This window comes from Blastococcus sp. TF02A-30, assembly GCF_003319185.1.
Classification (GTDB): domain Bacteria; phylum Actinomycetota; class Actinomycetes; order Mycobacteriales; family Geodermatophilaceae; genus Blastococcus.
Window position 1 is genome coordinate 615,003 of record NZ_QOHJ01000001.1, and the last position, 24,488, is coordinate 639,490.

General features: G+C 74.8%; 27 protein-coding genes. 13 read left to right on the forward strand and 14 right to left on the reverse strand.

Annotated features, from left to right (window positions below):
- The first annotated feature begins 52 nt into the window (after window positions 1-52).
- On the forward strand, window positions 53-274 hold the full coding sequence (locus DQ241_RS02910; RefSeq protein WP_233492169.1) for a hypothetical protein: 222 nt from the start codon (window positions 53-55) through the stop codon (window positions 272-274).
- On the opposite strand, the gene cysD is transcribed toward DQ241_RS02910, so the two are convergent.
- The 5 genes from cysD to DQ241_RS02935 all read right to left on the reverse strand — a co-directional run bounded on the left by cysD (window position 265) and on the right by DQ241_RS02935 (window position 5,154).
- The gene (gene cysD / locus DQ241_RS02915) at window positions 265-1,173 is read right to left on the reverse strand and encodes a sulfate adenylyltransferase subunit CysD (RefSeq protein ID WP_113828617.1); all 909 of its coding nucleotides are present in this window, start codon (window positions 1,171-1,173) and stop codon (window positions 265-267) included. The two genes, DQ241_RS02910 and cysD, sit on opposite strands and share 10 nt — an antisense overlap.
- Window positions 1,174-1,302: 129 nt before the next feature.
- Entirely contained in the window at window positions 1,303-2,013 is a 711-nt protein-coding gene (locus DQ241_RS02920) for a PaaI family thioesterase (RefSeq protein ID WP_233492170.1), read from the reverse strand.
- A 22-nt stretch (window positions 2,014-2,035) separates the two neighbouring features.
- Window positions 2,036-3,532 carry a cell wall metabolism sensor histidine kinase WalK gene (locus DQ241_RS02925; protein ID WP_113828618.1) on the reverse strand — a complete coding sequence of 499 codons (1,497 nt, stop codon included), beginning with the start codon at window positions 3,530-3,532 and terminating at the stop codon, window positions 2,036-2,038.
- Window positions 3,529-4,290 carry a response regulator transcription factor gene (locus tag DQ241_RS02930; RefSeq protein ID WP_370444368.1) on the reverse strand — a complete coding sequence of 254 codons (762 nt, stop codon included), beginning with the start codon at window positions 4,288-4,290 and terminating at the stop codon, window positions 3,529-3,531. The genes DQ241_RS02925 and DQ241_RS02930 overlap by 4 nt, the downstream gene beginning before the upstream one ends.
- 93 nt (window positions 4,291-4,383) lie before the next feature.
- Window positions 4,384-5,154 carry a siderophore-interacting protein gene (locus DQ241_RS02935; protein ID WP_113828620.1) on the reverse strand — a complete coding sequence of 257 codons (771 nt, stop codon included), beginning with the start codon at window positions 5,152-5,154 and terminating at the stop codon, window positions 4,384-4,386.
- Window positions 5,155-5,464: 310 nt separating this feature from the next.
- On the opposite strand from DQ241_RS02935, the gene DQ241_RS02940 reads away from it, so the two are divergent.
- Complete coding sequence (locus DQ241_RS02940; protein WP_113828621.1) at window positions 5,465-5,674, forward strand: DUF2945 domain-containing protein; 210 nt, start codon at window positions 5,465-5,467, stop codon at window positions 5,672-5,674.
- 47 nt (window positions 5,675-5,721) lie between these two features.
- Window positions 5,722-6,180, forward strand: a complete 459-nt coding sequence (locus tag DQ241_RS02945) for a DUF2795 domain-containing protein (RefSeq protein WP_113828622.1) — start codon at window positions 5,722-5,724, stop codon at window positions 6,178-6,180.
- Here the strand turns inward: DQ241_RS02945 and DQ241_RS02950 are convergent.
- Window positions 6,177-7,067 carry a hypothetical protein gene (locus DQ241_RS02950; protein ID WP_113828623.1) on the reverse strand — a complete coding sequence of 297 codons (891 nt, stop codon included), beginning with the start codon at window positions 7,065-7,067 and terminating at the stop codon, window positions 6,177-6,179. The genes DQ241_RS02945 and DQ241_RS02950 overlap by 4 nt on opposite strands.
- Window positions 7,068-7,245: 178 nt before the next feature.
- On the opposite strand from DQ241_RS02950, the gene DQ241_RS02955 reads away from it, so the two are divergent.
- The gene (locus DQ241_RS02955) at window positions 7,246-9,108 is read left to right on the forward strand and encodes an LCP family protein (RefSeq protein WP_113828624.1); all 1,863 of its coding nucleotides are present in this window, start codon (window positions 7,246-7,248) and stop codon (window positions 9,106-9,108) included.
- Between the two features lie 9 nt (window positions 9,109-9,117).
- Here the strand turns inward: DQ241_RS02955 and pstB are convergent, their stop codons facing one another.
- The 6 genes from pstB to DQ241_RS02985 form a co-directional block, all read right to left on the reverse strand.
- Window positions 9,118-9,897, reverse strand: a complete 780-nt coding sequence (gene pstB / locus DQ241_RS02960; RefSeq protein ID WP_113828625.1) for a phosphate ABC transporter ATP-binding protein PstB — start codon at window positions 9,895-9,897, stop codon at window positions 9,118-9,120.
- 25 nt (window positions 9,898-9,922) lie between these two features.
- Window positions 9,923-11,002 carry a phosphate ABC transporter permease PstA gene (gene pstA / locus DQ241_RS02965; RefSeq protein WP_113828626.1) on the reverse strand — a complete coding sequence of 360 codons (1,080 nt, stop codon included), beginning with the start codon at window positions 11,000-11,002 and terminating at the stop codon, window positions 9,923-9,925.
- A complete protein-coding gene (gene pstC, locus DQ241_RS02970; protein ID WP_113828627.1) occupies window positions 11,002-11,946 on the reverse strand; it encodes a phosphate ABC transporter permease subunit PstC in 945 nt (314 codons plus the stop codon). The genes pstA and pstC overlap by 1 nt, the downstream gene beginning before the upstream one ends.
- 143 nt (window positions 11,947-12,089) lie before the next feature.
- On the reverse strand, window positions 12,090-13,220 hold the full coding sequence (pstS, locus tag DQ241_RS02975) for a phosphate ABC transporter substrate-binding protein PstS (protein ID WP_113828628.1): 1,131 nt from the start codon (window positions 13,218-13,220) through the stop codon (window positions 12,090-12,092).
- Window positions 13,221-13,382: 162 nt separating this feature from the next.
- On the reverse strand, window positions 13,383-14,279 hold the full coding sequence (gene mshD, locus DQ241_RS02980) for a mycothiol synthase (RefSeq protein WP_113828629.1): 897 nt from the start codon (window positions 14,277-14,279) through the stop codon (window positions 13,383-13,385).
- Window positions 14,280-14,286: 7 nt separating this feature from the next.
- Window positions 14,287-15,018: a response regulator transcription factor gene (locus DQ241_RS02985; protein ID WP_113828630.1), complete on the reverse strand. Its 732-nt coding sequence runs from the start codon at window positions 15,016-15,018 to the stop codon at window positions 14,287-14,289.
- Window positions 15,019-15,102: 84 nt separating this feature from the next.
- Here DQ241_RS02985 and DQ241_RS02990 point away from each other — a divergent pair, with 84 nt between their 5' ends.
- The 7 genes from DQ241_RS02990 (at window position 15,103) to DQ241_RS03020 (ending at window position 19,689) form a co-directional block, all read left to right on the forward strand.
- Window positions 15,103-15,900, forward strand: coding sequence for an alpha/beta hydrolase (locus DQ241_RS02990; RefSeq protein ID WP_199584017.1), 798 nt, complete (start codon window positions 15,103-15,105; stop codon window positions 15,898-15,900).
- Window positions 15,897-16,784, forward strand: a complete 888-nt coding sequence (locus tag DQ241_RS02995) for a hypothetical protein (protein WP_113828631.1) — start codon at window positions 15,897-15,899, stop codon at window positions 16,782-16,784. Before DQ241_RS02990 ends, DQ241_RS02995 begins: the two co-directional genes overlap by 4 nt.
- Window positions 16,781-17,473: a DUF2993 domain-containing protein gene (locus tag DQ241_RS03000; protein ID WP_113828632.1), complete on the forward strand. Its 693-nt coding sequence runs from the start codon at window positions 16,781-16,783 to the stop codon at window positions 17,471-17,473. Before DQ241_RS02995 ends, DQ241_RS03000 begins: the two co-directional genes overlap by 4 nt.
- A 29-nt stretch (window positions 17,474-17,502) precedes the next feature.
- Entirely contained in the window at window positions 17,503-17,949 is a 447-nt protein-coding gene (locus tag DQ241_RS03005) for a thioredoxin family protein (protein WP_113828633.1), read from the forward strand.
- 149 nt (window positions 17,950-18,098) lie between these two features.
- Entirely contained in the window at window positions 18,099-18,527 is a 429-nt protein-coding gene (locus DQ241_RS03010; protein ID WP_113828634.1) for a DUF4395 domain-containing protein, read from the forward strand.
- Between the two features lie 34 nt (window positions 18,528-18,561).
- Window positions 18,562-19,389, forward strand: a complete 828-nt coding sequence (locus DQ241_RS03015; RefSeq protein WP_113828635.1) for a sulfurtransferase — start codon at window positions 18,562-18,564, stop codon at window positions 19,387-19,389.
- A 6-nt stretch (window positions 19,390-19,395) separates the two neighbouring features.
- Entirely contained in the window at window positions 19,396-19,689 is a 294-nt protein-coding gene (locus DQ241_RS03020; RefSeq protein WP_113828636.1) for a DUF1416 domain-containing protein, read from the forward strand.
- A gap of 55 nt (window positions 19,690-19,744) precedes the next feature.
- On the opposite strand, the gene DQ241_RS03025 is transcribed toward DQ241_RS03020, so the two are convergent.
- Complete coding sequence (locus DQ241_RS03025; RefSeq protein WP_233492171.1) at window positions 19,745-20,986, reverse strand: PP2C family protein-serine/threonine phosphatase; 1,242 nt, start codon at window positions 20,984-20,986, stop codon at window positions 19,745-19,747.
- A 315-nt stretch (window positions 20,987-21,301) separates the two neighbouring features.
- Between DQ241_RS03025 and DQ241_RS03030 the strand changes: the two genes are divergently transcribed.
- The gene (locus tag DQ241_RS03030) at window positions 21,302-21,835 is read left to right on the forward strand and encodes an FABP family protein (RefSeq protein WP_113828638.1); all 534 of its coding nucleotides are present in this window, start codon (window positions 21,302-21,304) and stop codon (window positions 21,833-21,835) included.
- A complete protein-coding gene (locus DQ241_RS03035; protein ID WP_113828639.1) occupies window positions 21,832-23,529 on the forward strand; it encodes a DUF885 domain-containing protein in 1,698 nt (565 codons plus the stop codon). Before DQ241_RS03030 ends, DQ241_RS03035 begins: the two co-directional genes overlap by 4 nt.
- Here DQ241_RS03035 and DQ241_RS03040 read toward each other — a convergent pair.
- Entirely contained in the window at window positions 23,526-24,242 is a 717-nt protein-coding gene (locus DQ241_RS03040; protein WP_113828640.1) for a hypothetical protein, read from the reverse strand. The genes DQ241_RS03035 and DQ241_RS03040 overlap by 4 nt on opposite strands.
- Window positions 24,243-24,488: the final 246 nt, after the last annotated feature.

Here is a 24,488-nt window from a genome sequence, read left to right on the forward strand (position 1 = left end):
AGCGGACGGCGGGGCGGCGCACCCTGGGGCGGGAGGCCCGCGGGAGGTGCGCGTGTTCGTGTTCGCGGTGGCGACGCCCGCGCTGCTCGTCGTCCTCCTCGGCTACGTCGTGGGCTACGCCGTGGGCGCGTGGATCACCGATCTGCTCGGCAGCCCGTCGCCGCTGGTCGCCGAACGGGTGGGCTGGACGACAGGGCTGGTGCTGCTCGCCGTCGTCGTGCGCGTGCTGCTCGTGCGCCGGCGACGCCGCCGGGAGGGCCCGCATCAGAAGTAGCCCTCCTTCTTGCGGTCCTCCATGGCGGCGTCGCTGACCTTGTCGTCGCCGCGGGTCGCGCCGCGCTCGGTCATCCGGGTCACCGCGATCTCGGCGATGACCTCCTCGACGGTGGTGGCCCGGGAGGGCACCGCGGCGGTCAGGTTCGCGTCGCCCACGGTGCGGTAGCGCACCGACTCCCGGCGGACCTGCTCGCCCTCGCGCAGGGTGATGAACTCGTTGACCGCGTAGAGCATCCCCTGCCGCTCCACCACGTCGCGCTCCTTCGCCAGGTACAGCTCGGGGATCGCGATCTCCTCGCGGGCGATGTACTGCCAGATGTCCAGCTCGGTCCAGTTGGACAGCGGGAACACCCGGATCGACTCACCGAGGTGGATGCGGCCGTTGTAGAGGTCCCAGAGCTCGGGGCGCTGGTTCTTGGGGTCCCACTGCCCGAACTCGTCGCGGAAGGAGAACATCCGCTCCTTGGCGCGGGCCTTGTCCTCGTCGCGGCGGGCGCCGCCGAAGAGAGCGGTGAACCCGTGCTTCTCGACGGCGTCCAGGAGCACCGGGGTCTGGATCCGGTTGCGCGAGCCGTTGGGCTCCTCCTTGACCGTGCCGGCGGCGATCGCCTCGGGCACCGACGCCACGACCAGCTGCACGCCCAGCTCGGCGACCCGCCGGTCCCGGAAGGCCAGCACCTCAGGGAAGTTCAGCCCGGTGTCGACGTGCATCACCGGGAACGGGATGCGCGCCGGTGCGAAGGCCTTGCGGGCCAGCTCCAGCATGACGATGGAGTCCTTGCCGCCGGAGAAGAGCAGCACGGGCCGCTCGAGCTCGGCCACGACCTCGCGGATCACGTGGATCGACTCGGCCTCCAGCGTCTCCAGCTGGCTGAGCCGGTAGTCAGGAGTGGTCACGCGCAGGGCTCCGGAGGTCGGGGACAGGGCTCGAAGGCGGTGCAACCGCCCCACGGGGGCGCGGATTCCCGGCCCAGTCTCCCCGATGGGCCGGCCGCGCCGGCGTGACGATCGTCTCGCCGCGGCCGGTCAGCTCCACTCGACGGACGTCGCGTCGCCCGGGCGCTGCGGCGGGCGGTGGTTGCCCCGCGCGTCGGTGATCGCGCCGAAGTACGCCTGGGCCTTCTCCGGGCGCGGCATGACGAAGATGCCGCGGGCCTCGACCAGCGGGCGCCCGGGATCCGACGCGAGGGCGATCGAGCCGGCGATGACCGACTTGCGGCCCTCGTTGCTCTCCACCCAGGCGCGGAACACCAGCGGCGTGCGCAGCGGCAGCGGGCCGCGGTAGTCCAGCTCGAGGTGGGCTGTCATGCCCCAGAGACCGGCCGCTCCGGCGGCGCTGCCCAGCAGCTGGTCCATGTACAGCGCGCTCATGCCGCCGTGCACGTAGCTGGGCGGCCCCTCGTAGGCGAGACCGAGCGTGGCCTCGGCGACGACGCCGTCGCCGTCCCGGCGCACCTCCAGGGGCGGCGCGATCGCGTTGCCGATGCCGGTGACCGGGTTGAACACCCGCCGCCCGCTCGCGGGGTCGTCGAGGGTGGGCAGCTGCGACGGCGGCCGCCGCGAGCCGCCGATCCGGGCGGTCGCCTCGCGCACCAGCGCGGCCGCCGCGGCGACCTGCTCGGCCGGCGCCGTGGTGGTCACCGAGGCCTCGATCAGCTCGCGCAGGGCGTCGCCGAGGTCGGTCGTCGCGGCCATCAGCCCGGCGTCGAAGGGGGCCCCGTCGTCGTTCGTCGTCACCGGGGGATGGTGGCAAACGGCCCTACGCGGGCGGTGCGGCGCCCCCGGCCGGCGGGCCCTCCCGGCGCAGCCGCACGGTGAACGTCGCGCCCTCGCCCGGTGCGGTGGTCAGGTCCACCGAGCCGCCGTGCGCGGCCACCAGCGAGGCGACGATCGCCAGCCCCAGCCCGGTGCCGCCGGCGGTCGACGCCCCGTCGGCCCGGGTCCGGGAGCTGTCGGCCCGGTAGAACCGCTCGAACGCCCGGCGCGCGTCCTCGGGACCCATGCCCGGGCCCTCGTCGGCGACCCGCACCTGGACCACGTCGGGGTCCGGGTCGGCGCCCACCGTCACCGTGATCCGCGCGTCGGGCGGGGTGTGGGTGAGCGCGTTGGTGACCAGGTTCCCCAGCACCTGCCGCAACCGCGCCTCGTCGCCCAGCACGACCGGCACGTCGGCGAGGTCCTCCTCGAGGTGCAGCGAGATGGGCCGTTCGGGCTGGACGGCGCGGGCGTCGTGCACGGCGTCGCCGGCCAGCTCCGCGAGGTCGACCGGCGCGACGGCGAGGGGGCGGCGCTGGTCGAGCCGGGCCAGCAGCAGGAGGTCCTCGACGAGCTCGCCCATCCGCGCGCCCTCGGACTCGATGCGCTGCATCAGCCGGGTGACGTCCTCGTCCGTGCCGACCGCGCCCTGCCGGTAGAGCTCCGCGAACCCGCGGATCGAGGTCAGCGGGGTCCGCAGCTCGTGGCTGGCGTCGGCGACGAACCGGCGCATCTTCTCCTCGGAGCCGCGCGCCTCGGCCTCGGAGGCCTGCTGCGCGCGGAACGCGCTCTCGATCCGCGACAGCATCCCGTTCAGGGCGCTGGAGAGCCGGCCGACCTCGGTGCGCTGGTCGCCCGCGGGCACGCGCTGCGACAGGTCGCCGGCCGCGATCGCCTGCGCGGTGCGCTCCACCTCGGCCAGGGGCCGCAGCGAGTTGCGCACCAGCAGGTTCCCGGCGACGGCGAGGACGCTGAGGACGACGAAGCCGACCACCGCCTCGATCGCGGCCAGCCGCTTGATCGCCCGCTGGTCGGCCTCGAGGTCCAGCCCGACCACCAGCGCGTAACCACCGGGCAGCTCGCCGGACATGACCCGCCACCGGGTGCCGTCCTCCGCCCGCACCGTCCGCGGGTGGTGCGCGAAGTCGCCGGCCGCCACGTCGGCGCCGTCGAGCCGCGGGAGGCTGTCGTCGTCGGCCGGGCCCTGGAAGTCGACGACGGCGTCGGCCTCGGGGGGCAGGCAGCCGGCGTAGGCGCCCTGGGGGGTGACCCGGTACTCGCCGTCCAGGCAGGCCTGGAGGACCCGGGGGCTGGCCTGCGACACGGTCGAGCGCAGGGACTCGTCCTGCTGGTCGGTCAGGTAGCTGCGCAGCAGCGACGTGGTGGCCAGCGCGGTCACCAGCAGCGCGACGGCGACCAGGCCCACCAGGAGCGCCACGAGCGTGACCCGCAGCGGGACCCGGGAACCGCCGCGCGGTGCCGGGGGGAGGGGAGCGGTCATGCGCCCCGCGGCAGCCGGAGCGTGTACCCGACCCCGCGGATGGTGTGCAGCAGGCGGGGCTCGGTGGTGTCCACCTTGCGCCGCAGGTAGGAGATGTAGGACTCGACGACGTTGGCCTCGCCGTTGAAGTCGTAGTTCCACACGTGGTCGAGGATCTGCGCCTTGGACAGCACCCGGCCGGCGTTGGCCATCAGGTAGCGCAGCAGCTTGAACTCCGTGGGGGAGAGGCTGATCAGCTGCCCGGCCTTGAGGACCTCGTGGCTCTCCTCGTCCAGCTCGATGTCGGCGAAGGTCAGCCGGGGCGCCTCGGCGGCCTGCTGCGCGCCGGCGGTCCGCCGCAGCACCGCCCGGATGCGCGCGACGACCTCGTCGAGGCTGAACGGCTTGGTCACGTAGTCGTCACCGCCGAGCGTCAGGCCCGACACCTTGTCCTCGGCCGCGTCACGTGCGGTGAGGAACAGGACCGGGGTGCGGCGGCCGGACTCGCGCAGCCGCCGGACCACCCCGAAGCCGTCGAGGCCCGGCATCATCACGTCGAGCACGAGCAGGTCGGGCCGGAAGGACTCCGCCAGCGCGAGCGCCTGGTGCCCGTCCGCCGCGGTCACCACCTCGAAGCCGGCGTAGCGCAGGCTGGCCGACAGCAGCTCCCGGATGTTCGGCTCGTCGTCCACCACCAGCAGGCGGGCCTCGGGGGCCGGCTGGCGGGTCGCCTCTGCGGACACGGTTCCTCCGACGGTGCGTGCCGATGCCGTGGTCATGGGGGCCACCCTGGCCGCTCGGGCTGCGGCCTCCCTGGACGCTACCTGTGAATCGCCTGGACGCCCCTCACGCGCCCCTGGCCCCCGGAGCTGTCAGCCGCCCATGGCGCGGCCGAGCCGCCAGTACCCGATCGCGTGGTGCTGCGCCCGGCCCAGGCCCCAGCGGCCGCGCAGGTCCGCCCGCACGGTGCGGACCGCCCCCGACTCCGCGGCCACCCAGGCGAACAGGTCCTCGCCCGCGGGGCGGTCGAGCCCCGCCACGGCGTCGGCCAGCAGGGTGCTCCCGCCCGGCGGGAGGGTGCCGCGGTGCAGCCAGCGCAGCTCGACGCCGGCCGGTGCCACCAGGTCCTGCTCCTCCTCGGGCCCGGCCACCTCCAGCAGCGCCACCCCGCGGGTGCCCTCCGGTGCCGCGGCCAGGATGCGGCTGATCGCCGGCAGCGCCGTCTCGTCGCCGGCCAGCAGCAGCCGGCCGGCCGGGCGGTCGCCCAGCGCGGCGGCGCCGGCGACGGCCAGCTGCGCGCCCGGTGCGGCGGCCGCCGCCCACGAGGCCGCCGGCCCGTCGCCGTGCAGCACGAAGTCGATCTCCAGCCGGCCCGTCGCGGGGTCCTGCCGGCGCGCGGTGTAGCTGCGCAGGCTGACCCCGTGCGCGCCGATCGGCCAGACGATGCGGCCGTCGCGGGCCACCTGCGGCCACCGCGGCGCCGGGTCACCGACCCTCGGCACGAGGAGGTTGACGGTGGGGCCGGCGGCGGCGACGGCGGCGGCGGTCCCGGTGAGCAGCACCCGGCGGACCGACGGCGTCACGTCCGCGACCGCGGCGACGGTGAGGACGTCGACCGGGCGGAGGCCGTCAGGGGAGGTCACGTCGCGCCAGGGTAGAGGGGCCCGGAACGGGGGCCGACCCGGCCGTCCCCGGGGGAATGGGGTCGACCGGGCCGGCGCTCCGGAACGGGACCAGCTCACGCTCCGTGGTCGTCGGAGCGGCGCCAGCGGCGCGGATGCCGGGGGATCCCCGTTGATCACCACGCTACGTGACATCTCGGCGTGCGCCAGTGCCCGCACGGGTGAGACCGGTTCCCGAACGGGTGATCGAGGAGTTCCTGTTCCGCATGTGTGCCGCCGACCCGGCGGGGGCAGGGCAGGGGCAGTTCCGATCCGACGACGGGAGCGCGCGATGGCCGACGACCTGCACAAGGGCGACCACGTCACCTGGAAGAGCCACGGGAGCACCACCGAAGGCACCGTCGAGCGGAAGATCACCTCGGACACGGAGGCCTCCGGTCGCACGGTGCGGGCCAGCGAGGACGACCCGCAGTACGAGGTGAAGAGCGACAAGAGCGGCCGCACCGCGGTGCACAAGCCCTCGGCGCTCGACAAGGACTGACCGCACCGGGCCCCCGCGCGGGGGCCCCGAACGCCTGAGGAGGCACCGTGACCGAGTCCGGAGGCGAGTTCGCCGGCACGTCCGCACGCAGCACCAAGCACAGCCCGCGGGTCGACGAGGAGCTGGAGCACGAGATCCAGGGGATGCTCAAGGCCGAGCGCGCGACCCGCGCCGAGGAGTGGCGCGAGGTCGAACCCGTCGCCGAGGGCGAGCCGGACCTCACGGCCGACCCGACCGGCACGCTCGTCGGCGGCGTGCCGGTCGGCATGACCGAGGACGCCGTCGTCGCCCGCGCGGAGATCGCCCGGTGGCTGAACCGGGCGTCCTTCCCCGGCAGCCGCGACCACCTGGTGGAGGAGGCGCGGGACAACCGCGCGCCGGAGGCCGTGGTCGCCGAGCTCGAGCGGCTGCCGGAGGGGGAGACGTTCGAGCGGATCGGCGACGTCGCCCGCGCGCTGGGCTACCCGACCGAGACCGGCCCGGGGGCCGGCGCCAGCGACGTCTAGTCCTGCTCGGTAGCGGCTTCCCGGGCGTCCTCGCTGGCGATCTCCTCCGCCCCCCGGCGGCGGAACAGCTTGGACCCCGGGAAGCCCTTCACCACCTGCCGCAGGTCCTGCACCGTGTCCAGCAGGTCGTGCACGTCGGTGCCCACGTCCCCGAGGCCCTCCAGCACCGGCAGGATGTCCTCGTCGAGGTGGATCACCAGCTGCGGCATCCGGTCGATCAGCGTCACGAGCGCTTCGACCTCCGCCGGCGAGAACGTCGCGGCGAGCCGCCGGACCGCCGGGCCCAGCGCGGTGAGCGCCGGCTCGTAGTCGTCCAGGATCGTCGAGGTCCGCCCGACCAGCCCCTCGGTGGTCCCGAGAACCGCCCCCGCGCGCTCGGTCGTCCCGTCGACCTTGCCGATCGCCTCGTCGGCCTTGGCCTGGGTGCGGCCGACCGCTTCGATGGCGTCGTCGGCCTTGGCCTGGGTGCGGCCGACCGCTTCGATGGCGTCGTCGGCCTTGGCCTGGGTGCGGCCGACGGCCTCGATGGCGTCGTCGGCCTTGGCCTGGGTGCGGCCGACGGCCTCGATGGCGTCGTCGGCCTTGGCCTGGGTGCGGCCGACCGCTTCGATGGCGTCGTCGGCCTTGGCCTGGGTCCGCCCGACCGCTTCGATGGCGTCGTCGGCCTTGGCCTGCGTGCCGGCGACGGCCCCGATGGCGGCGTCCGCGCGGTCGGCGATCCCCTCGACGCGGTCCAGGACCGCCGCGATCCGGTCCACGAGCTGCTCGACGCGGCCGACGACGGAAGCCACCTGCGGGACCAGCGCGAGCGCGTCGCCCACGCCGTCGCGGAGACCCCCGACCGCGGCCAGGACGTCGGAGGGACCGGGAACCGAGGGCAGCCTCATCGTTCGCACGCTACGGCGGGAGCGGACCGCTCACATGTCGGTGGCACACGATCAGGTTGCCCGGCGTGCGGACCGGCGCCCGCGCGTCGGCGGACCCTCCGCCCGTCCGGCCGTATCGTGGGGACCTCCGGCCGCGGCGCGCGGCGCAGGGACGACGAAGCAGAGGGTGTCGACACCGGTGGGGGATCAGCCGACGGGCGATGACGCGGGCAGCCGCGGCACGCCCGGCGGTCCCCGGCGCGGCGAGCGCAGCGCGGCCGAGCCGCTGACCGTCGAGCAGCTGCTCGCCCGGCAGGACGGCACCGTCGGCCGACGCCGCGCCGCCCGTCGCGGTGCCGAGCAGCCGTCGGCGCCCGCCGCGCCGCCGCCCGGCGTGCGCAACGGTCTGCCCCCCGTGCCCAGCGCGACCACCCCGCCGCCGGCCGCCCGGTCCGGGCTCCCGCCGGTGCCCGGCGGGGCGACCCGGCAGGGCGCACCACCACCCCCGCCGCCACCTCCGCCGCCGTCCACGCGGCGCAGCGGTCCCGTCCCGCCGCTCCCCGGCACGGTGCCCCCGCCCCCGCCGAACCGGCGGTCCGGGCGCACCGCGCCGCCGCGCGAGCCGCTCAGCCCCGGCCGCCGCCGGCTGGTGCGGGCCGCGGTCGCCCTGGCGGTCGTCGTCGGCGTCGTCCTGCTGTACCACCTGGGCCTCTACTTCTACGTCGACCAGAGAATCGGCCGGGTCGACGCGCTGGCCACCGACGGGCCGGAGGTCATCGCCGCCCAGCTGCAGGAGGCGTCGGACACCTACCTCGTCGTGGGCACCGGCGTGCCCGGTCAGGACGGCGTCGCCTCGGTCGCCACCCTGCTGGCCACGGTGTCGGGCGACGGCGACCGCGCGGTCCTGGTCGCCGTCCCGCCCACCGCGATGGTGGACACGCCGCAGTGCCGGGACGACGACGGCGCGCTGCGCGAGCCGAGTACCGAGGCGTTCGCCGACGCGCTGCTCGACGGCAGCCCCGCCTGCCTGGTGCGCGCGGTGCAGCAGCTCTCGGGTCTGCGCGTCGACCACTACCTCCAGGTCGACCTCGCCGACCTGCCCGGCATGGTGGACGCGCTCGGTGGCGTGGACGTCTGCATCATCCCGTCGGCGGCCGCGTCGGCCGCGGCGGCACCGCCGCCGGCCGGTGCGTCCACGCTCTCCGGCGACGCGGCGTCGGGCTACCTCGAACCGGGTGACTCCGGGGCCGACGTGACCGGGACCGCCGTCGCCGAGCGTGCCCAGCGGCTGCTCACCTCCACGCTGCGCTCGGCGATGTCCACCGACGTGCTGCTCAACCCGCTCGCGCTGACCCGGTTCCTGTCCGCGGCGTCGGACGCCCTGACCGTCGACGAGCAGACGACGCTGGGCAACCTGCGCTCCCTGGCCGGCTCGCTCGGCAACGTGTCCGGCGACGCGGTCCAGCGGGCCGCGCTGCCGGTGTCCCAGGTCGGCTACGTCCCGGCCGGCAGCGACCAGGCCTACGTGCTGCTGGACGGGGCCGGCACCCGGGCGCTCTTCGACGCGGTCATCGACGGCGCGCGGGTGCCCGAGGAGTTCCTCCTCCAGGAGGAGCCCGCCCCCGCTGCGCCCGACGCGGGCGAGGCCACCGGCGGGGACGTCGCGGCCGTGGAGCCGGCGGGCGGGCCGACGGTGGCCCCGCAGCAGGTCTTCCTCGACGTCCTCAACGGCACGGGGACGACGGGCCTGGCCGGCACGGTGGCCGACGAGCTGCGCGCCCAGGGCTTCGTCGTCGGGGCGGTGGGCAACGAGCAGGGCTCGGTCAGCGGATCGGTCGTGCGGTACGGGCCGGGTCTCGAAGGGCCGGCCGCCACGGTCGCGGCCGCGGTGCCGGGCGCGCAGCTGCAGCCCAGCGACGCGATCGGCGGGACGGTGCAGCTGGTGATCGGCCCCGGCTACTCCGGCGTCGTCCCGGTGACGCTGGTGGAGGAGGCGCCGCCGGCCGCGGAGACGACGACGGCCGCCCCGGAACCCGAGGCGGCCGCGGTCAGCTGCGGATAGGGCCCGCTGTCACCCGAAGCGACCCGAGATGTAGTCCTCGGTCGCCTTCTCGTCGGGGTTGCTGAAGATCTTCTCGGTCGGGTTGAACTCGATCAGCCGGCCCGGCTGCCCGACACCGTTGAGGTTGAAGAAGCCGGTGGACTCGCTCACCCGGGCGGCCTGCTGCATGTTGTGGGTGACGATCACGATCGTGAAGCGCTCCTTGAGCTCGGTCATCAGGTCCTCGATGGCCAGCGTGGAGATCGGGTCCAGGGCCGAGCACGGCTCGTCCATGAGCAGCACGTCGGGCTCGACCGCGATGGCGCGGGCGATGCACAGCCGCTGCTGCTGGCCGCCGGACAGCCCGGAGCCAGGCCGGTCGAGGCGGTCCTTGACCTCGTTCCAGAGGTTGGCGCCGCGCAGCGACTTCTCGACCAGGTCGTCGGCCTCGGACTTCTTCATCTTGTTGTTGTTGAGCCGGTTGCCGGCGATGACGTTGTCGTAGATGGACATCGTCGGGAACGGGTTCGGCCGCTGGAAGACCATGCCGATCTGCCGGCGGACGTTCACCGGGTCGACGTCGGCGGCGTAGAGGTCCTGGCCGTCCATGACGACCTTGCCCTCGACACGGGCGCCGGGCAGCACCTCGTGCATCCGGTTGAGCGACCGGAGGAACGTCGACTTCCCGCAGCCGGAGGGGCCGATCAGCGCGGTGATGCTGCGCGGCTCGATGGAGACGTTGACGCCCTCCACGGCGAGGAAGTTGCCGTAGTAGATGTTGAGGTCGGAGACCTCGATGCGCTTGGCCACGTACGTGCCTTCCGTGTCGGTCCGGTCAGCGACCGGTCTTGGGGGCGAAGAAGCGGCTGATCAGGCGGGCGACGACGTTGAGCGCCATGACCAGGATGATGAGCAGGAGGGCTGCCGTCCAGGCGCGGTCGAGGTAGGCCTGCGTGTCCGTGCCCGGCTGGGTGAGCTGGTAGAAGGCGAACACCGGCAGCGTCGCCATGCGGCCGTCGAACGGGTTGAGGTTGGTCCCGGTGATCAGGCCGACGGTCACCAGCAGCGGCGCGGTCTCGCCGACGACGCGGGCGACGGCCAGCGTGACGCCGGTGCCGAGACCCGCGACGGCGGTGGGGAGCACGACCTTGACGACCGTCCGCCACTTCGGCACGCCCAGCGCGTACGAGGCCTCGCGCAGCTCGTTGGGCACGAGCTTGAGCACCTCCTCGCAGGAGCGGACCACCACCGGGATCATCAGCACCGACAGTGCGACGGCGCCCATGACGCCGAGCCGCACCGAGTTGCCGAAGAACAGGGTGAAGAGGGCGAAGGCGAAGAGCCCGGCCACGATGGACGGGATGCCGGTCATGACGTCGACGAAGAAGGTGATCGCCTTCTTGAGCCGGCCGGTGGCGTACTCGACCAGGTAGATGGCGGTCATCAGGCCGATCGGCACGGAGATCACCGTCGCCAGCGCCGTGATGATCAGCGTGCCCAGGATCGCGTGGTAGGCGCCGCCGCCCTCGCCGACCACCCGGAACATCGACTGGTTGAAGAAGTCGCCGTCGAGCCGGGCCAGGCCCTTGTCGAGCACCGTGTAGACCAGCGACACCAGCGGGATCATCGCGATCGCGAAGGCCGTGGTGACCAGCGCCGTGACCAGCCGGTCGGCCGCCTTGCGGCGACCCTCGACGGCTCGGCAGGCGACGTAGAGGGCCAGCGTCCCCAGGACCACGCCGTAGACGACGGTGGAGGTGACGCTGAAGCCGGTGAGCGCCGAGAGCGCGGCACCGAGAGCGACGCCGGCCAGGTAGATGCCGGCCAGCACGGCGCGGGAGAGCCGCCGCTCGCCGTGGAGCGACCCGGCGTCGGGCGTCGGCGTCGGGAGCGCGGTCCGGGTGTCGGTGCTCATCAGTTCGCTCCGGAGAAGTCGGCGCGGCGGTTGACGATCCAGCGGGCGAGCATGTTGACCGCCAGCGTGATCACGAACAGCACCAGGCCGGTGGCGATCAGGGTGTTGACCTCGAGGCCCGAGGCCTCGGCGAAGCTCAGCGCGATGTTCGACGCGATGGTCGAGGGGTTGGAGCTGCTGATCAGGTTCAGCGTGGCGCCGGCGCCGCCGGAGAGCACGATGGCGACGGCCATCGTCTCGCCCAGCGCGCGGCCCAGGCCGAGCATGGCGCCGGCGATGACCCCGGACCGGCCGTAGGGCAGCACCGCCATCTTGATCATCTCCCACCGGGTGGCGCCCAGGGCGAGGGCGGCCTCGCGGTGCAGCGCCGGCGCCTGGCTGAAGACCTCGCGGGAGATGGCCGAGATGATCGGCAGGATCATGACGGCGAGCACGACGCCGACGGTGAGCATCGTGCGACCGCTGGTGGAGGCGGGGCCGGCGAACAGCGGGATCCAGCCGAGGTTGTCGGCCGCCCACTCGTGGAAGGGCACCAGGGTCGGCGCGAGGACGGCCACGCCCCAGAAGCCGTAGACGACGCTGGGGATGGCGGCCAGCAGGTCGATCACGTAACCCATGCCGGCGGCGATCCGCCGCGGCGCGTAGTAGGTGATGTACAGGGCGATGCCCACCGCCAGCGGTGTCGCGACCACCAGGGCGAGCACCGCACCCAGCAGCGTGCCGACGACCAGCGGCCAGACGTAGTGCCCGAAGCCCTCTCCGCCGGCGACGTCCTCCGAGGGCGCGGTGAGCGCCGGGACGGCCTCGCTGATGAGGAAGACGGCCACCCCGGCCAGGACGGCCAGGATGAAGATGCCGGAGCCCTTGGCGGTGCCGGCGAAGACGCGGTCGCCCGCGCGCCGCTTGGGCCGCGGGGGGCCGGGGGGTGCGGTGGTGGTGGTCACCGGGAGCTCTTCTCCGTCGGGTCGGTGCGTCTCATCGTGCAGGAGGATCGTGGCCGGGGAGGGCCGGTGCCGTCACGCGCCACGGCGGCCCGTGGTGTCCGGTCGGACACCACGGGCCGCCGCGCCGTGATCGGGCCTCGCGATCAGCTGGCCGCCGTGATGGCGTCGACCGCGGACTGCGCCTGCTCGCGCAGCGAGTCCGAGATCGGGGCGCTGCCGGCGTTCTCGGCCGACGCCTGCTGCCCGTCCTCGCTGATCACGTACTCCATGAAGGCCTTGACGTTGTCAGCGGTCGCCTGCTCGTCGTACTCGACGCAGCCGATGTGGTAGCTGACCAGCACGATCGGGTACTCGCCCGAGCCCTCGGTGAGCCGGTTGACCTCGATGGCGAAGTCGTACTCGCCGCGGCCCTCGACGGCCGGGCTGTTCTCCACGACCGCCGCGGCGGCCTCGGGCGTGGGGGCGACGAACTCGTCACCGACCCCGATGTTGGCCACGCCCAGCTCGCCTGCCCGGCTGGCGTCGGCGTAGCCGATGGCGCCGGTGACCTGGCCGACCAGGTCGACCATGCCGGAGGTCTGGTTGGCGGCCTCGCCACCCTGCAGCGGCCACTCGCCGTCGGGCTCGCTGGTCCACACGTCGCCGGCGGCCTGGAACAGGTAGTCGGTGAAGTTCTCCGTGGTGCCCGAGTCGTCGGCGCGGTGCACGGCGGTGATCGCCTGGTCGGGCAGGGTGGCGTCCGGGTTGTCCGCGGCGATGGCCGGGTCGTTCCAGTTGGTGATGGCGCCGCTGAAGATGCCGGCCAGGGTCGCGGCCGACAGGTTCAGGTCCTCGACGCCCTCGAGGTTGTAGACCACCGCGATCGGCGAGATGTAGTTGGGCAGCTCGAAGATCTCGCCACCCCCGCAGCGCTCCTGGGCGGCCGCGAGCTCCTCGTCGTCCAGCGCGGCGTCCGAGCCGGCGAAGTCGGTGGAACCGCCGGTGAAGGCGTCGCGACCCGCGCCGGAGCCCGAGGGGTCGTAGCTGAACTGCACGTCCGGGTAGTCGCCCTGGAAGCCCGCCTGCCAGGCCTCCATGGCGGCCTGCTGGGCGCTCGACCCGGCGCCGACGAGCTCACCGCTGAGCTGCGCGGTGTCCTCGCCGCCACCCCCGCTGCCGGAGTCGGACTCGTTGGACGCGCCGCAGGCGGCCAGCGCCAGGGAGCCGGAGAGCGCCATCGCCAGGGCGGTCGCGCGGGACTTGCTGCTGAGCTTCAACTCAGTGCCTCTCGACATCGGCCCGGACCGTTTCCGGGCAGCGTTGTGTGACCTGCGAGAAGGCACGCTAGGGAGCCGAAGTGGCCGGTTTCCCGAGCACGGGTGAACGGCGGGTGAACGGCCGCGGAGCGATCTCCGACGGCGCGTGCGACGGATCACAAAGCGCAGGTGAACGAGCCTTCAGGCGGGGTCGTGCCGCCACTGCACGTCGACGGCGGACCGGTGGAAACCACGTCCCTCGTACAGCCGCACCGCCGCCGCGTTGTCCTCCTCGACGTAGAGCAGCACCTCGCCCAGCCCCCGGCCGCGCAGGTGCGCCAGGCCGAGATCGGTGAGCGCGCGGCCCAGGCGCATGCCCTGCGCGTCCGGGTCGACGCCGAGGACGTACACCTCGCCCACCGGCTCGGGCCCGGCGTCGCCGGCGGGGTGCACCTTGGTCCAGTGCGAGCCGAGCAGGACGCCGTCGTCGGGGTCGCCCCGCCAGGCCATCAGGAAACCGGCGGGGTCGAACCACGGCTCGGCCTCGCGCAGCTCCAGGTCGGCCCGGGTCATCCGCCCCTGCTCCGGGTGCCAGTCGAACGCCCGCGCGTTCACCCGCAGCCAGGCGTCCTCGTCCCGGCCGGGCCGGAACGGCAGCACCCGCACGTCGGCGGGGAGCTCGGGGCGGGGGTCGGGGTCGACGGCGTCCAGCGGCATGCGCATCTGCAGCAGCACGCGGGCGCGCTGGAAGCCGTGCGGCCGCGCCAGCTCGGCGGAGCCGGGCAGGTCCCCGTGCGCCCACACCGCCAGCGGCCGGTCGCCGGCCAGGTCCAGCAGCTGCCGCAGCAGGGCGGTGCCGTACCCGCGGCGGCGCCGGTCCGGGTGCACCACGAGCTCGGCGGACCCGTCGTCGAGACGGGCGTACCCCGCGAGCACGTCGCCGGCGCGGACGAGCAGGTCGTGCCCGCCGGGGGCGCCGTGCTGCAGCCGCAGCCGGGCGTCCTCCGACAGCGGCTGCACGCCATCGGCCGCCGCGGCGGCGTCCAGCAGGGCGAGCACCTCGGGGACGGGGACCTCGGGGACGTCGACGCGGCTCACCGGGTCATCAGACCAGCTCGGCGTCGGCCTCCGCCTGGGCGGCCTTCGCCGTCGCGTCGGCGACCTGCTGGTCGAGCTTGTAGCCGACGTTGCGCACGGTGCCGATGAGCGCCTCGTGCTCGGTGCCGAGCTTGGCCCGCAGCCGCCGGACGTGGACGTCGACCGTGCGGGTGCCGCCGAAGTAGTCGTAGCCCCAGATCTCCTGCAGCAGCTGGGCGCGGGAGAAGACCCGGCCGGGGTGCTGCGCGAGGTACTTGAGGAGCTCGAACTCCTTGTAGGTGAGGTCGAGCGGCCGGCCGCGGAGCTTGGCCGAGTAGCTGTGCTCGTCGATGACCAGCTCGCCGGCCTGGGTGACGCCGCCGTCGCCGCCGTCGGCCGGCGTCGAGGCGGCCAGCCGGCGGGCGGTCGCCCACTTGAGCCGGGCGTCGACCTCGGCGGGGCCGGCGGTGTCGAGCAGGACGTCGTCGACGCCCCAGTCGGCCGACAGCGCGACCAGCCCGCCCTCGGACAGGACGGCGACCAGCGCGGCGGCCACGCCGGTGGAGGAGAGCAGGCCGCAGAGGGTGCGGGCCTGGATGAGGTCGTGCCGGGCGTCGACCAGGACCACGTCGCCGGAGTCGCCGTCCAGCAGGCTCGACAGCTCGGGGGCGACCACGCGCACCTGGTGGGCGAGCAGCCCGAGCGCCGGGAGCACCTCGGTCGTGGCCTGGCGGGCGGAGGTCATGAGCACGAGTCGCATGTCGTCTCCTCGAGGTCTTCCACGCCCCGGGGGCCGCGGATGCCGTCGACGCCGCTGTCGAGGTGAGAGGGCAGGATAGCCGACGTGCCCGACCTCCGGCTGTCCCTCGCCGGGGCGAGACCGGTCACGGTCCGGGCCGACGACGGCACGACGCTGTCCGGCGTGGTCGTGCCGGCTCTGCCGCCCGGGCCGCGGCCGCCGGCCGCCCGGCCCCTGACGTTCGTGGTCGGCCACGGCTTCACCAACTCCGTCGGCTACCCGCCGTTCGTGCGGATGGCCGGGTGGCTGCGCCGGTTCGGCGAGGTGCGCGCGGTCGACTTCCGCGGGCACGGCCGGTCCGGCGGCCGGTCGTCGGCCGGCGGCGACCCGGAGATGGGCGACCTCGACGCCGCCGTCGGTGCCGCCCGGGCAGACGGCGCGGCCGCCGTCGTGACGCTGGGCCTGTCCATGGGCGGCGGCGTGGCGCTGCGGCAGGCGGCGCTGGGCCGGCACCGGCCCGACGCGGTGGTGAGCGTCAGCGCGGTCAGCCGCTGGTACGTCCGCGACACCGCGCCGATGCGGCGGGTGCACTGGCTCCTGGAGGTGCCGGCCGGGCGCCGGGTCGCGGCGCGGGCGCTGGGCCTGCGCCTCGACCCGCCCTGGCTGGTCCCGCCCACCGCGCCGCTGGAGGTGGTGAGCGCGATCGCCCCGACCCCGCTGCTGCTCGTGCACGGCGACCGCGACGAGTACTTCCCGCTCGAGCACTTCCGCGCGCTGGTGCGGGCGGCAGGCCCGACGGCGACCGCGTGGGTCGTCCCGGGGTTCGGACACGCCGAGAGCAGCGCGTCGGCTCCGCTCGTCGAGCGGATCGGGCGCTGGGCGTCTGCCACCATCGACCCGTGAGCTCCGCCGCGCTGCCCGCCCGACCGTCGGCGCGGGAGCACCACCTGCCCGCAGCGGCGGTGGCTGCCGTGGCCGTCGCCCTGCTCGTGGGCCTTCCGGAGCTGCTGGGGCAGACCGGCCGGCTGGCCGTCGTGCTGGTCCTCCAGCTGGGCCTCGTCCTCTCCTGGGTGCTGGTCACCGGGCTGCAGGGCTTCGCCGGATCGCTGGCGGTGGGGGCGGGCGCCGCGGTCGCGGCGGACCTGGCGCTGGTGCTGCCCGAGCGGCCGGAGCTGGGGGAGCTCCTGGCCGTCTTCGGCGTGGGCTTCCTGGCCCTGGTGCTGCAGCAGATGCTCCGCCGCCCGCGTACCGAGCTGGTCGCCTCGCTCGCCGGCGGCGCCATGATGCTGGTCGCGGTGGCCGCGCTGGGCGGGCTGCTGCTCCTGGAGCGCACCGGGTCCGGCGCCGACCGGGCGCTGGTCGCCCTGCTGGCCGTCGGCGCCGCGCTGGTCGTCGGCCACGTCGTGGATCTGCTCCTGCCCCGGCCGCAGCTGGCCGCCGACGTGCCCCGCGGCCTGGTCGGGATGGTGCTGGCGGTGGTCGCCGGCGCGGTGGTCGCCGTCGGGGCCGCGCGGCTGGTCGACGTGCTCGACGGGGTGGGCGCCCTGGTGCACGGGACGGCGATCGGCGGGGTGGCCGCGCTGAGCGCCCTGGTCGCCAGCTTCCTCGTCGTCGAGGCGACGGCGACGGCGACGGCGGCGCCACCGGCCGCCGCCGACGACGCGGGCGCCGCCCCGGCCGGTGACGAGCACGGCGGCGCCGCGGCCTGGTCCCTGCCGCTGATCCAGGTCGCGCTGCCGCTGGCCGCCTGCGCCCCGGTCGCCGTCGCCCTGCAGTCGCTGCTGTGAAGGTGCTCCTCGTCGTCGTCGCGGTCCTGCTGGGGCTGCTGCTGGTCGCCGACCGCGTCGCCGTCGGCCTGGTCGAGGACCGGGTCGCCGAGGAGCTGGCCGACAAGGGCGGGCTGGCCGGCACGCCGGACGTCGACATCACCGGCTTCCCGTTCCTCACCCAGGCGGTCGCCGGCCGCTACGACGACGTGCGCATCTCGCTGGACGCCGACCAGCTCGGGCAGCCGGCCGGCACGAGCGCCGACGTCGCGCTGCGCGGCGTGCAGGTACCGCTCTCCGCCGCGCTGTCCGGATCGGTGAGCGAGGTCCCGGTGGACCGGATCGACGGCACCGCGACGCTCTCCTACGACCTGCTCTCGGCGCAGCTGGGCGGCGACACCACGCTGACCCGAGAGGGCGAGGGCCTGCGGATCACCAAGACCGTCGAGGTGCTCGGCCGGTCGGTCCCGCTGACCGCCGCGGGCACGGTGAGCCTGGACGGGAACGCGCTCGTCGTCGACGTGGAGCAGGCCACCGGCGCCGGCGTCGACCTCCCCGGCTTCCTGGTGGGCCAGGTGAGCGACCTGCTCGACCTCCGCTACCCGATCCCCGAGCTGCCGTTCGGGCTGCAGCTGACCTCGGTCCGGCCGGGCGAGGACGGCGTCGACGTGCGGGTGGAGGCGTCCGACGCGGTGCTCCGGGCGGAATAGCCCGCTCGTCCGGTGCCGTTGCGCCGGGCATGGACCCGATCGGGATCGCCGTCCTCGTCGCGGCGCTGGCCGTCGCCGCCGTCGCGGCGTGGTGGCTGCGCACCCGCGACGGCGCGCTGCGGTCCCCGGCGACGGGAGGAACCGACGTGGACGCGACCACCGCGGTGCTCGAGCGGCTCGGCGCGCGGCCGGGCGACGCCGACCTCACCGTCGTGCAGTTCTCCACCGCCTTCTGCGGGCCGTGCCGCGCGGCCAAGGCCCGGCTGGCCCAGCTGCAGACCTCCCGCCCCGGGCTCGCCGTCGTCCAGGTCGACGCCGAGAGCCACCTCGACGAGGTGCGCGAGCTCGACGTCCGCCGCACGCCCACGCTGTTCTTCCTCGACCGGTCCGGGGCCGTCGTCGGCCGCAGCAGCGGCGCCCCGCGGGCCGACGAGCTGACCGCCCTCGTGGACGCCCACGTCGGGGCGTCCCGGTGATCAGCTACCCTCGCGCCGTGGGCATCCTGCTGACCTCGCGCCGCACAGTGGACCTGTGCCGCGTCGGCAGCTGCCTGTGTCCGACCTGCTGAGGTCGGCGCCCGACCGACCAGACGTGCCCTGCCCGCCGTCTTCGAAGGTCCCCCTCCATGACCGCACCACAGCTCATCGACGTGCGCGCCCCGCGGTTCGCCGCGGCGGTCACCTCCGTCGTGCTGGCCGTCGCGCTGCTCACCGATAGCGGCTGGCTGGTCGCCGCCCAGGCGGCGGTCTTCGCCGTGGGGGCGCTCGCCGGGCTTCGGCGCTCGCCCTACGGCCTGCTCTTCCGCACCCTCGTCGCGCCCCGGCTGGCCCCGGTGCGGGAGCGGGAACCGGAGGCCCCGCCGCGGTTCGCCCAGCTCGTCGGCCTGCTGTTCGCCGTCGTGGGGGCGGCCGGATACCTGCTGGGCGCCCCGGCGCTCGGCGCCGTCGCCACCGGCTTCGCGCTGGTCGCGGCCCTGCTCAACGCGGCCACCGGCTTCTGCCTGGGCTGCGAGCTCTACCTGATCGCCCGTCGGGCCCTGCCGGCCCGCGCCTGACCGCACGCACACCCGACCACCCGGAGGAACCACCATGAGCCGCACCGACGTGCTCGTCACCGCCGACTGGGCCCAGGAGAACATCGGCCGGCCCGGCATCGTCTTCGTCGAGGTCGACGAGGACACCAGCGCCTACGACGGCGGCCACATCGAGGGCGCCGTCAAGCTGGACTGGAAGAAGGACCTGCAGGACCCGCTGCGCCGCGACTACCTGGACAAGGCAGCCTTCGAGGCGCTGCTGTCGGCCAAGGGCATCAGCAACGACGACACCGTCGTCCTCTACGGCGGCAACAACAACTGGTTCGCCGCCTACGCCTACTGGTACTTCAAGATCTACGGCCACCGGAGCGTCAAGCTGATCGACGGCGGCCGCAAGAAGTGGGAGCTGGACGGCCGCCCGCTGTCCAAGGACGTGGTCGAGCGCCCGGCCACCCAGTACTCGGCCGGCGAGCCGGACCTGTCGATCCGCGCCTTCCGCGACGAGGTCGTGGCCGCGATCGGCACGAAGAACATCGTCGACGTCCGCTCGCCCGACGAGTTCTCCGGCAAGATCCTCGCCCCCGCCCACCTGCCGCAGGAGCAGTCGCAGCGGGCCGGTCACGTCCCGACCGCGATCAACATCCCGTGGAGCAAGGCGGCCAACGAGGACGGCACCTTCAAGAGCGACGAGGAGCTGACCGAGCTCTACGCCGAGCAGGGCTTCGACGACTCCAAGGAGACGATCGCCTACTGCCGGATCGGCGAGCGCTCCAGCCACACCTGGTTCGTGCTGCAGGAGCTGCTCGGCAAGAAGAACGTCAAGAACTACGACGGCAGCTGGGTCGAGTACGGCTCGCTCGTCGGCGTCCCGATCGAGAAGTGAGCTGACATGTGCGGAGCCCCGAAGCAGGGCGGCGCGCTCGCCGGCGTCGACCTGACCACGCAGACGGTCATCCAGGGCCAGGTCTGGCACGACGGCGCCCCGGTCGCCGGAGCCTACGTCCGGCTGCTGGACAGCACCGACGAGTTCACCGCCGAGGTCGTCACCAGCCCCGAGGGTGAGTTCCGGTTCTTCGCGGCCCCCGGGCCGTGGAAGGTCCGCTCCCTGGCACCCGTGGGCAAGGGCGAGCGCGTCCTCGAGGCCGAGACCGGTCTGAACGAGACGACGATCGTCATCGCCTGAGAGGCAACTCACCAGCGCCCGTCCCGGCACCCGCCGGGGCGGGCGCTGCCGTTCGTCAGCCGATGCGGGGCGGCAGCACGTTCGGGCCCGCTTCCGGGGGGCGGGGACGGTCCTCGGGGTAGGCGCGCACGGCGACGACGGCGACGTCGTCCTCCCCCGCCCGCGGGACCAGACGCTCCAGCACCGTGTCGAGCAGCTCCTCCAGCGGGGTCCCGCCCAGGTCGCGGAGCGCCTCCTGCAGGCGCGCCATGCCCTCGTCGAGATCGGAACCACGCCGCTCGACGAGGCCGTCGGTGACCAGCAGCAGCGTGTGGTCGGAGTCCAGCTCGACGGTGTGGTCGCGGCGGGGGGCCGACGGTTCGACGCCGAGCATCAGGTCCGGCATGGTCTGCAGCACGTGCGACGTGCCGTCGGGGGCGAGCAGCACCGGGGCGACGTGGCCGGCGTTGCTCCAGCGGACCACCCTGCGGCCGGCCACGGGCACGTCGGGGTGCCGCTCGACGCGGGCGAGGATCGCCGTGGCCAGCGACCGGACGGCCAGCCCGTGCGCCGCCCGGTCCGTGCGGCCCAGCGTCGCCGCCGGCGTCTCGTCGTTGTCGTAGGCCAGGGCGCGGAGGATCCCGCGCAGCTGCCCCATCGCGGCCGCGGCGTCGCTGCCGTGGCCGACGACGTCACCGATCGCGAGCACGGTGGCGCCGTCGGGCTGCAGGAAGGCGTCGTACCAGTCGCCGCCCACCTGGGCCTGGTGGCCGGCGGGCAGGTACCGGACGACGACGTGGAGGTGGTCGGGCTCCGGCGGCGGGGTGAGCAGCGCCTGCTGCAACCGGTCGGACAGCGCGCGCGAGGCGGCGGCCTCGCGGGCCAGCCGGTCGAGCTCGGCTGCCTGCGCGGCGGCGGCGCGCCGCTCGGTCAGGTCGCGGAACGAGACGATCACGCCGGTCACCTCCGCGTTCTCCACGGTGGGGACGGCGACCAGCTCGACGGGAACCGGGGTGCCGTCCTTGCGCCAGAACACCTCGTCGTCCGCGACGACGGTCCGGCCGCTCCGGATGGCGAGCCAGACGGGGCACTCCTCGCGCGGGTACGGGGAGCCGTCCGGGCGGGTGTGGTGCAGCAGGGTGTGCTGGTCGGTGCCGCGCTGCTCGGAGGGCTCGTAACCGGTGATGCGGGCGGCCGACGGGTTCACGAACTCCACGCGCCCCTCGGTGTCGAGGCCGTAGATCCCGTCGGCGACGTTGGCGAGGACCCACTCGTAGCGGGCGAGCGCGCGTGCGAGCTGTTCTTCGGGTGTCCGCACGCGCACCTCCTCCGGGGAGCGGACCCGGACGGCACGGGGTCCCGCGAACCCTGGTGAGCATAGGTGCGGGTCGCTGCCGGGCCGCTGGACGATGCCCGGCCGCTCGAGCGTGGCTCCCGCCCCCGGCACCTCGTCGTCCCGGCGGGAGCGCCCGCGGGAACCGCCTGGGGCCTGCGGCGGCGTCGTCACTACCGTGGGGCCCATGGTTTCTGCCTGGGTCCTGGTCACCCTGGCGGCGGGAGTCGCGCTCGCGTGCGGCTACGGCGCCGTCCGGCTGGCGCGCCGCCCGACCGCCCGGCCGAAGGCGGCCCGGCGATGAGCGGGGAGACCGAGCTCCCGGTCCCCGACACCGCCGACGTCCGCAGCGGTCCGGAGGTCGACGACGCGCTGCTGTCGGTCCTGCCGCTGCTGGGGGAGTGGCACGGGGAGGGGCAGGCCGCCGGCGCCGGCGGGGACCACCGGTTCGGGCAGTGGATCCGGTTCAGCCACGACGGCCGCGGGTTCCTCGCCTACGAGTCGCGCACCTGGCGGCTGACCGACGACGGGCAGATCGTCGGCCCCGATGCGCGGGAGAGCGGCTTCTGGCGGCCGGGCAGCGGCGACGACGTCGAGCTGCTCGTGGCCAACCCGGAGGGCCTCGTCGAGATCTACGTGGGCCAGGCCCGGACGACGACGAGCTGGGAGCTGGCCACCGACGTCGTGGCCCGCACGCCCGACGCCCCGGACGTGACCCGGGCCGTCCGGCTCTACGGCATCGTCGAGGGCGCGCTGATGTACGCCGTCGACCGCGCCACCGGCGGGTCCCCGCTGAGCCCGATCATGTCCGCCCGTCTGGAGCGTCTGCGATGACCACCCCCGCCACCCCCCGCCAGGTCGCCGACGCCTACGTCGAGAAGGCCGCCGATCTCGACCCGATCCTGGCCACCGGCCTGGGCATCCGCCCCGGCGACGACCGGCTGCCCGACCTCTCGCCGGGCGGCATCGAGGCCGAGGCCGCCCTGGCGCGGGAGACGGTGGCCGAGCTCGACCGGGTGCTCGCCGCCGACCCCGCGCTCGAGGACGACGCCGTGGAGCGGCGCTGCGCCCGGCTGCTGCGCGAGCGGCTGACCGCCGAGCTGGACGCGCACGCCGCCGGCGAGCCGTTCCGCACGCTGAACAACCTGTTCAGCCCGGTGCACTCGGTCCGCCAGGTGTTCAGCATGATGCCGGCCGCCACCGAGCAGGACTGGTCCGTCCTCGCCCGCCGGCTGGCCCGGGTGCCCGAGGCCTACCGCGGCTACCGCGAGACGCTGGAGGAGGCGGCGCGCCGCGACCTCCTGGTGGCCCCGCGCCAGGTGCGCACGGTCGTGGAGCAGCTCGACGAGTGGCTCGCCGGCCCCTACTTCGCCACGTTCGTCGCAACCGGGCCGGAGGCGCTGCAGGCGGAGCTGCGCGCGGCGGCGGAGGCCGCCGACGCCGCGGTGGCGGAGATGCGCGACCACCTGCGCGACGTCTACGGCCCTCGCACCGAGGGCGTGCCCGACGCCGTGGGCCGGGAGCGCTACGCCGCGGCCGTGCGGCGCTGGACCGGCTCGGACCTCGGCGCGGGCGACGGCCTGGAGGAGGCCTACGCCTACGGCTGGGCCGAGCACCGGCGCATCCTGGCCGAGCAGCGGGTCGAGGCGGAGAAGGTGCGCCCCGGTGCCACGCCCCTGGAAGCCATGCGCTGGCTGGCCACGAACGGCCCCGCCGTCGAAGGCGTCGAGGCGATCCGGGAGCGGCTGCAGCAGATGATGGACGACGCCATCGCCGAGCTGGACGGCACGCACTTCGACCTGGCCGAGCCGGTGAAGCGGGTCGAGGCGATGATCGCCCCGCCGGGCAGCGCCGCGGCGCCGTACTACACGCGGCCGTCGCAGGACTTCTCCCGCCCCGGGCGCACCTGGCTGCCCACCCAGGGCCGCACCCGGTTCCCGCTCTGGGACCTGGTGTCGATCTGGTACCACGAGGGCGTTCCCGGCCACCACCTGCAGCTGGCCCAGTGGGTGCACGTCGCGCCGCAGCTGTCGACGTACCAGACGGCGGTCGGCATGGTCAGCGCCAACGCGGAGGGCTGGGCGCTGTACGCGGAGCGGCTGATGGACGAGCTGGGCTACTTCGGCGACCCCGGCGAGCGGCTGGGCTTCCTCGACGCGCAGCAGCTGCGTGCGGTCCGCGTGGTCATCGACATCGGCATGCACCTCGGGCTGCCGGTTCCCGACGACGCGGAGGGCGCCCTGGCCGAGCACCGCGGGCAGCCGTGGACGCCGGAGCTGGCCCGGGCCTTCCTGGGCGAGCACTCCGGGGCCGAGGTCGCCTTCCTCGACAGCGAGCTGGTGCGCTACCTGGGCCTGCCGGGCCAGGCCATCGGCTACAAGCTGGGCGAGCGGTCGTGGCTGGCCGGCCGCGAGGCGGCGCGGCGCAACCGCGGCGCCGGCTTCGACCTCAAGGCCTGGCACATGGCCGCGCTGTCGCAGGGGTCGCTGGGCCTCGACGACCTGGAGGCGGAGCTGGCGGCCCTCTAGGCGGGACGCGGAGCGGGGTCGACCGGGTCGGCCGCGACCGGGTCGCCCGGCTCGGCCGGGACGGCCTCGACCCCCGGGGTCGCGAGCAGCTCGGCGATGCAGGCCGCGCTGCCGCCGACGTAGCTGCTGCGCAGGTCGATGTCGGTGACCACGCACCAGGCGCGGTCGGCCGGCCACCAGAGGTTCGCGCTCTGCTCGTGCGGCTCCGGGGCGAGGTTGCGGACGGCGTCGGCGACGGTGCCACGCACCACGACCACGTCGTGGCCGCCCTTCAGCAGCAGCCGGGGCGGGTGGTCCGGGTCGGGGAGGTCGTAGCCGAAGCCGTGCCAGCGCCCGAAGAGGCAGTCGCCCGGGGTCCCGGTGTGCCGGGCGAGGACGGCGGCCAGCCGGCCGGCCACGGGCACCGGCAGGTGTCCCTCGCTCGGGCCGTCGTCCCAGACCGGTGGCTGGCTGTCGACGGGGCCGCGGGTGAGCGCGGACCACTGCGCCAGCGGGTGGGCCAGGGTGCCGTTGTGCCTGGCCACCTCGGCCCAGGGCACCTCGACGTCGTCGTCGCCGGCGTACCGCACCGCCGGGTGCAGGACCCGGGCGTAGCCCTCGAACACGGCCGGCACGAGGGCGGCGACGGTGCCGGGCTCGCCGCGGCGCCGTCCGGACGAGATCCAGACACCGGGGGAGACGTCGGTCTGGACCGGGAGCCCGCCGAGGTGCACGGGGAGGAAGTTACCCGGAGAACGGACAACCCCCGGGCTGCTCCGCGGCGCTGACCTCCGGAGAGGGAGCTGCACGCGGGCCGACTGGACAAATGTCGGCGGCCCGGGGGTCGGGTGACTGTCCGGTTCTCGCTCGCCGCCGTACGACGGACGGGCGAACTGCCGTCGCCCGGACGCGAGTCCGAGCGGGCGGCCCATCTGGACGGCGGCTAGCGGACAGCCACCTCACGAGTCCTGTAGCTCAGC

Coding starts and splice junctions, on each gene's coding strand:
- DQ241_RS03010 (WP_113828634.1), top strand. CDS start 18,099: ATGACCGCACCACAGCTCATCGACGTGCGCGCCCCGCGGTTCGCCGCG.
- DQ241_RS02930 (WP_370444368.1), bottom strand. CDS start 4,290: ATGACCACGGCATCGGCACGCACCGTCGGAGGAACCGTGTCCGCAGAG.
- DQ241_RS03020 (WP_113828636.1), top strand. CDS start 19,396: ATGTGCGGAGCCCCGAAGCAGGGCGGCGCGCTCGCCGGCGTCGACCTG.
- DQ241_RS02940 (WP_113828621.1), top strand. CDS start 5,465: ATGGCCGACGACCTGCACAAGGGCGACCACGTCACCTGGAAGAGCCAC.
- DQ241_RS02950 (WP_113828623.1), bottom strand. CDS start 7,067: ATGAGGCTGCCCTCGGTTCCCGGTCCCTCCGACGTCCTGGCCGCGGTC.
- DQ241_RS03030 (WP_113828638.1), top strand. CDS start 21,302: ATGAGCGGGGAGACCGAGCTCCCGGTCCCCGACACCGCCGACGTCCGC.
- DQ241_RS02925 (WP_113828618.1), bottom strand. CDS start 3,532: ATGACCGCTCCCCTCCCCCCGGCACCGCGCGGCGGTTCCCGGGTCCCG.
- DQ241_RS03035 (WP_113828639.1), top strand. CDS start 21,832: ATGACCACCCCCGCCACCCCCCGCCAGGTCGCCGACGCCTACGTCGAG.
- pstA (WP_113828626.1), bottom strand. CDS start 11,002: ATGAGCACCGACACCCGGACCGCGCTCCCGACGCCGACGCCCGACGCC.
- pstS (WP_113828628.1), bottom strand. CDS start 13,220: ATGTCGAGAGGCACTGAGTTGAAGCTCAGCAGCAAGTCCCGCGCGACC.
- DQ241_RS03015 (WP_113828635.1), top strand. CDS start 18,562: ATGAGCCGCACCGACGTGCTCGTCACCGCCGACTGGGCCCAGGAGAAC.
- DQ241_RS02985 (WP_113828630.1), bottom strand. CDS start 15,018: ATGCGACTCGTGCTCATGACCTCCGCCCGCCAGGCCACGACCGAGGTG.
- DQ241_RS03005 (WP_113828633.1), top strand. CDS start 17,503: ATGGACCCGATCGGGATCGCCGTCCTCGTCGCGGCGCTGGCCGTCGCC.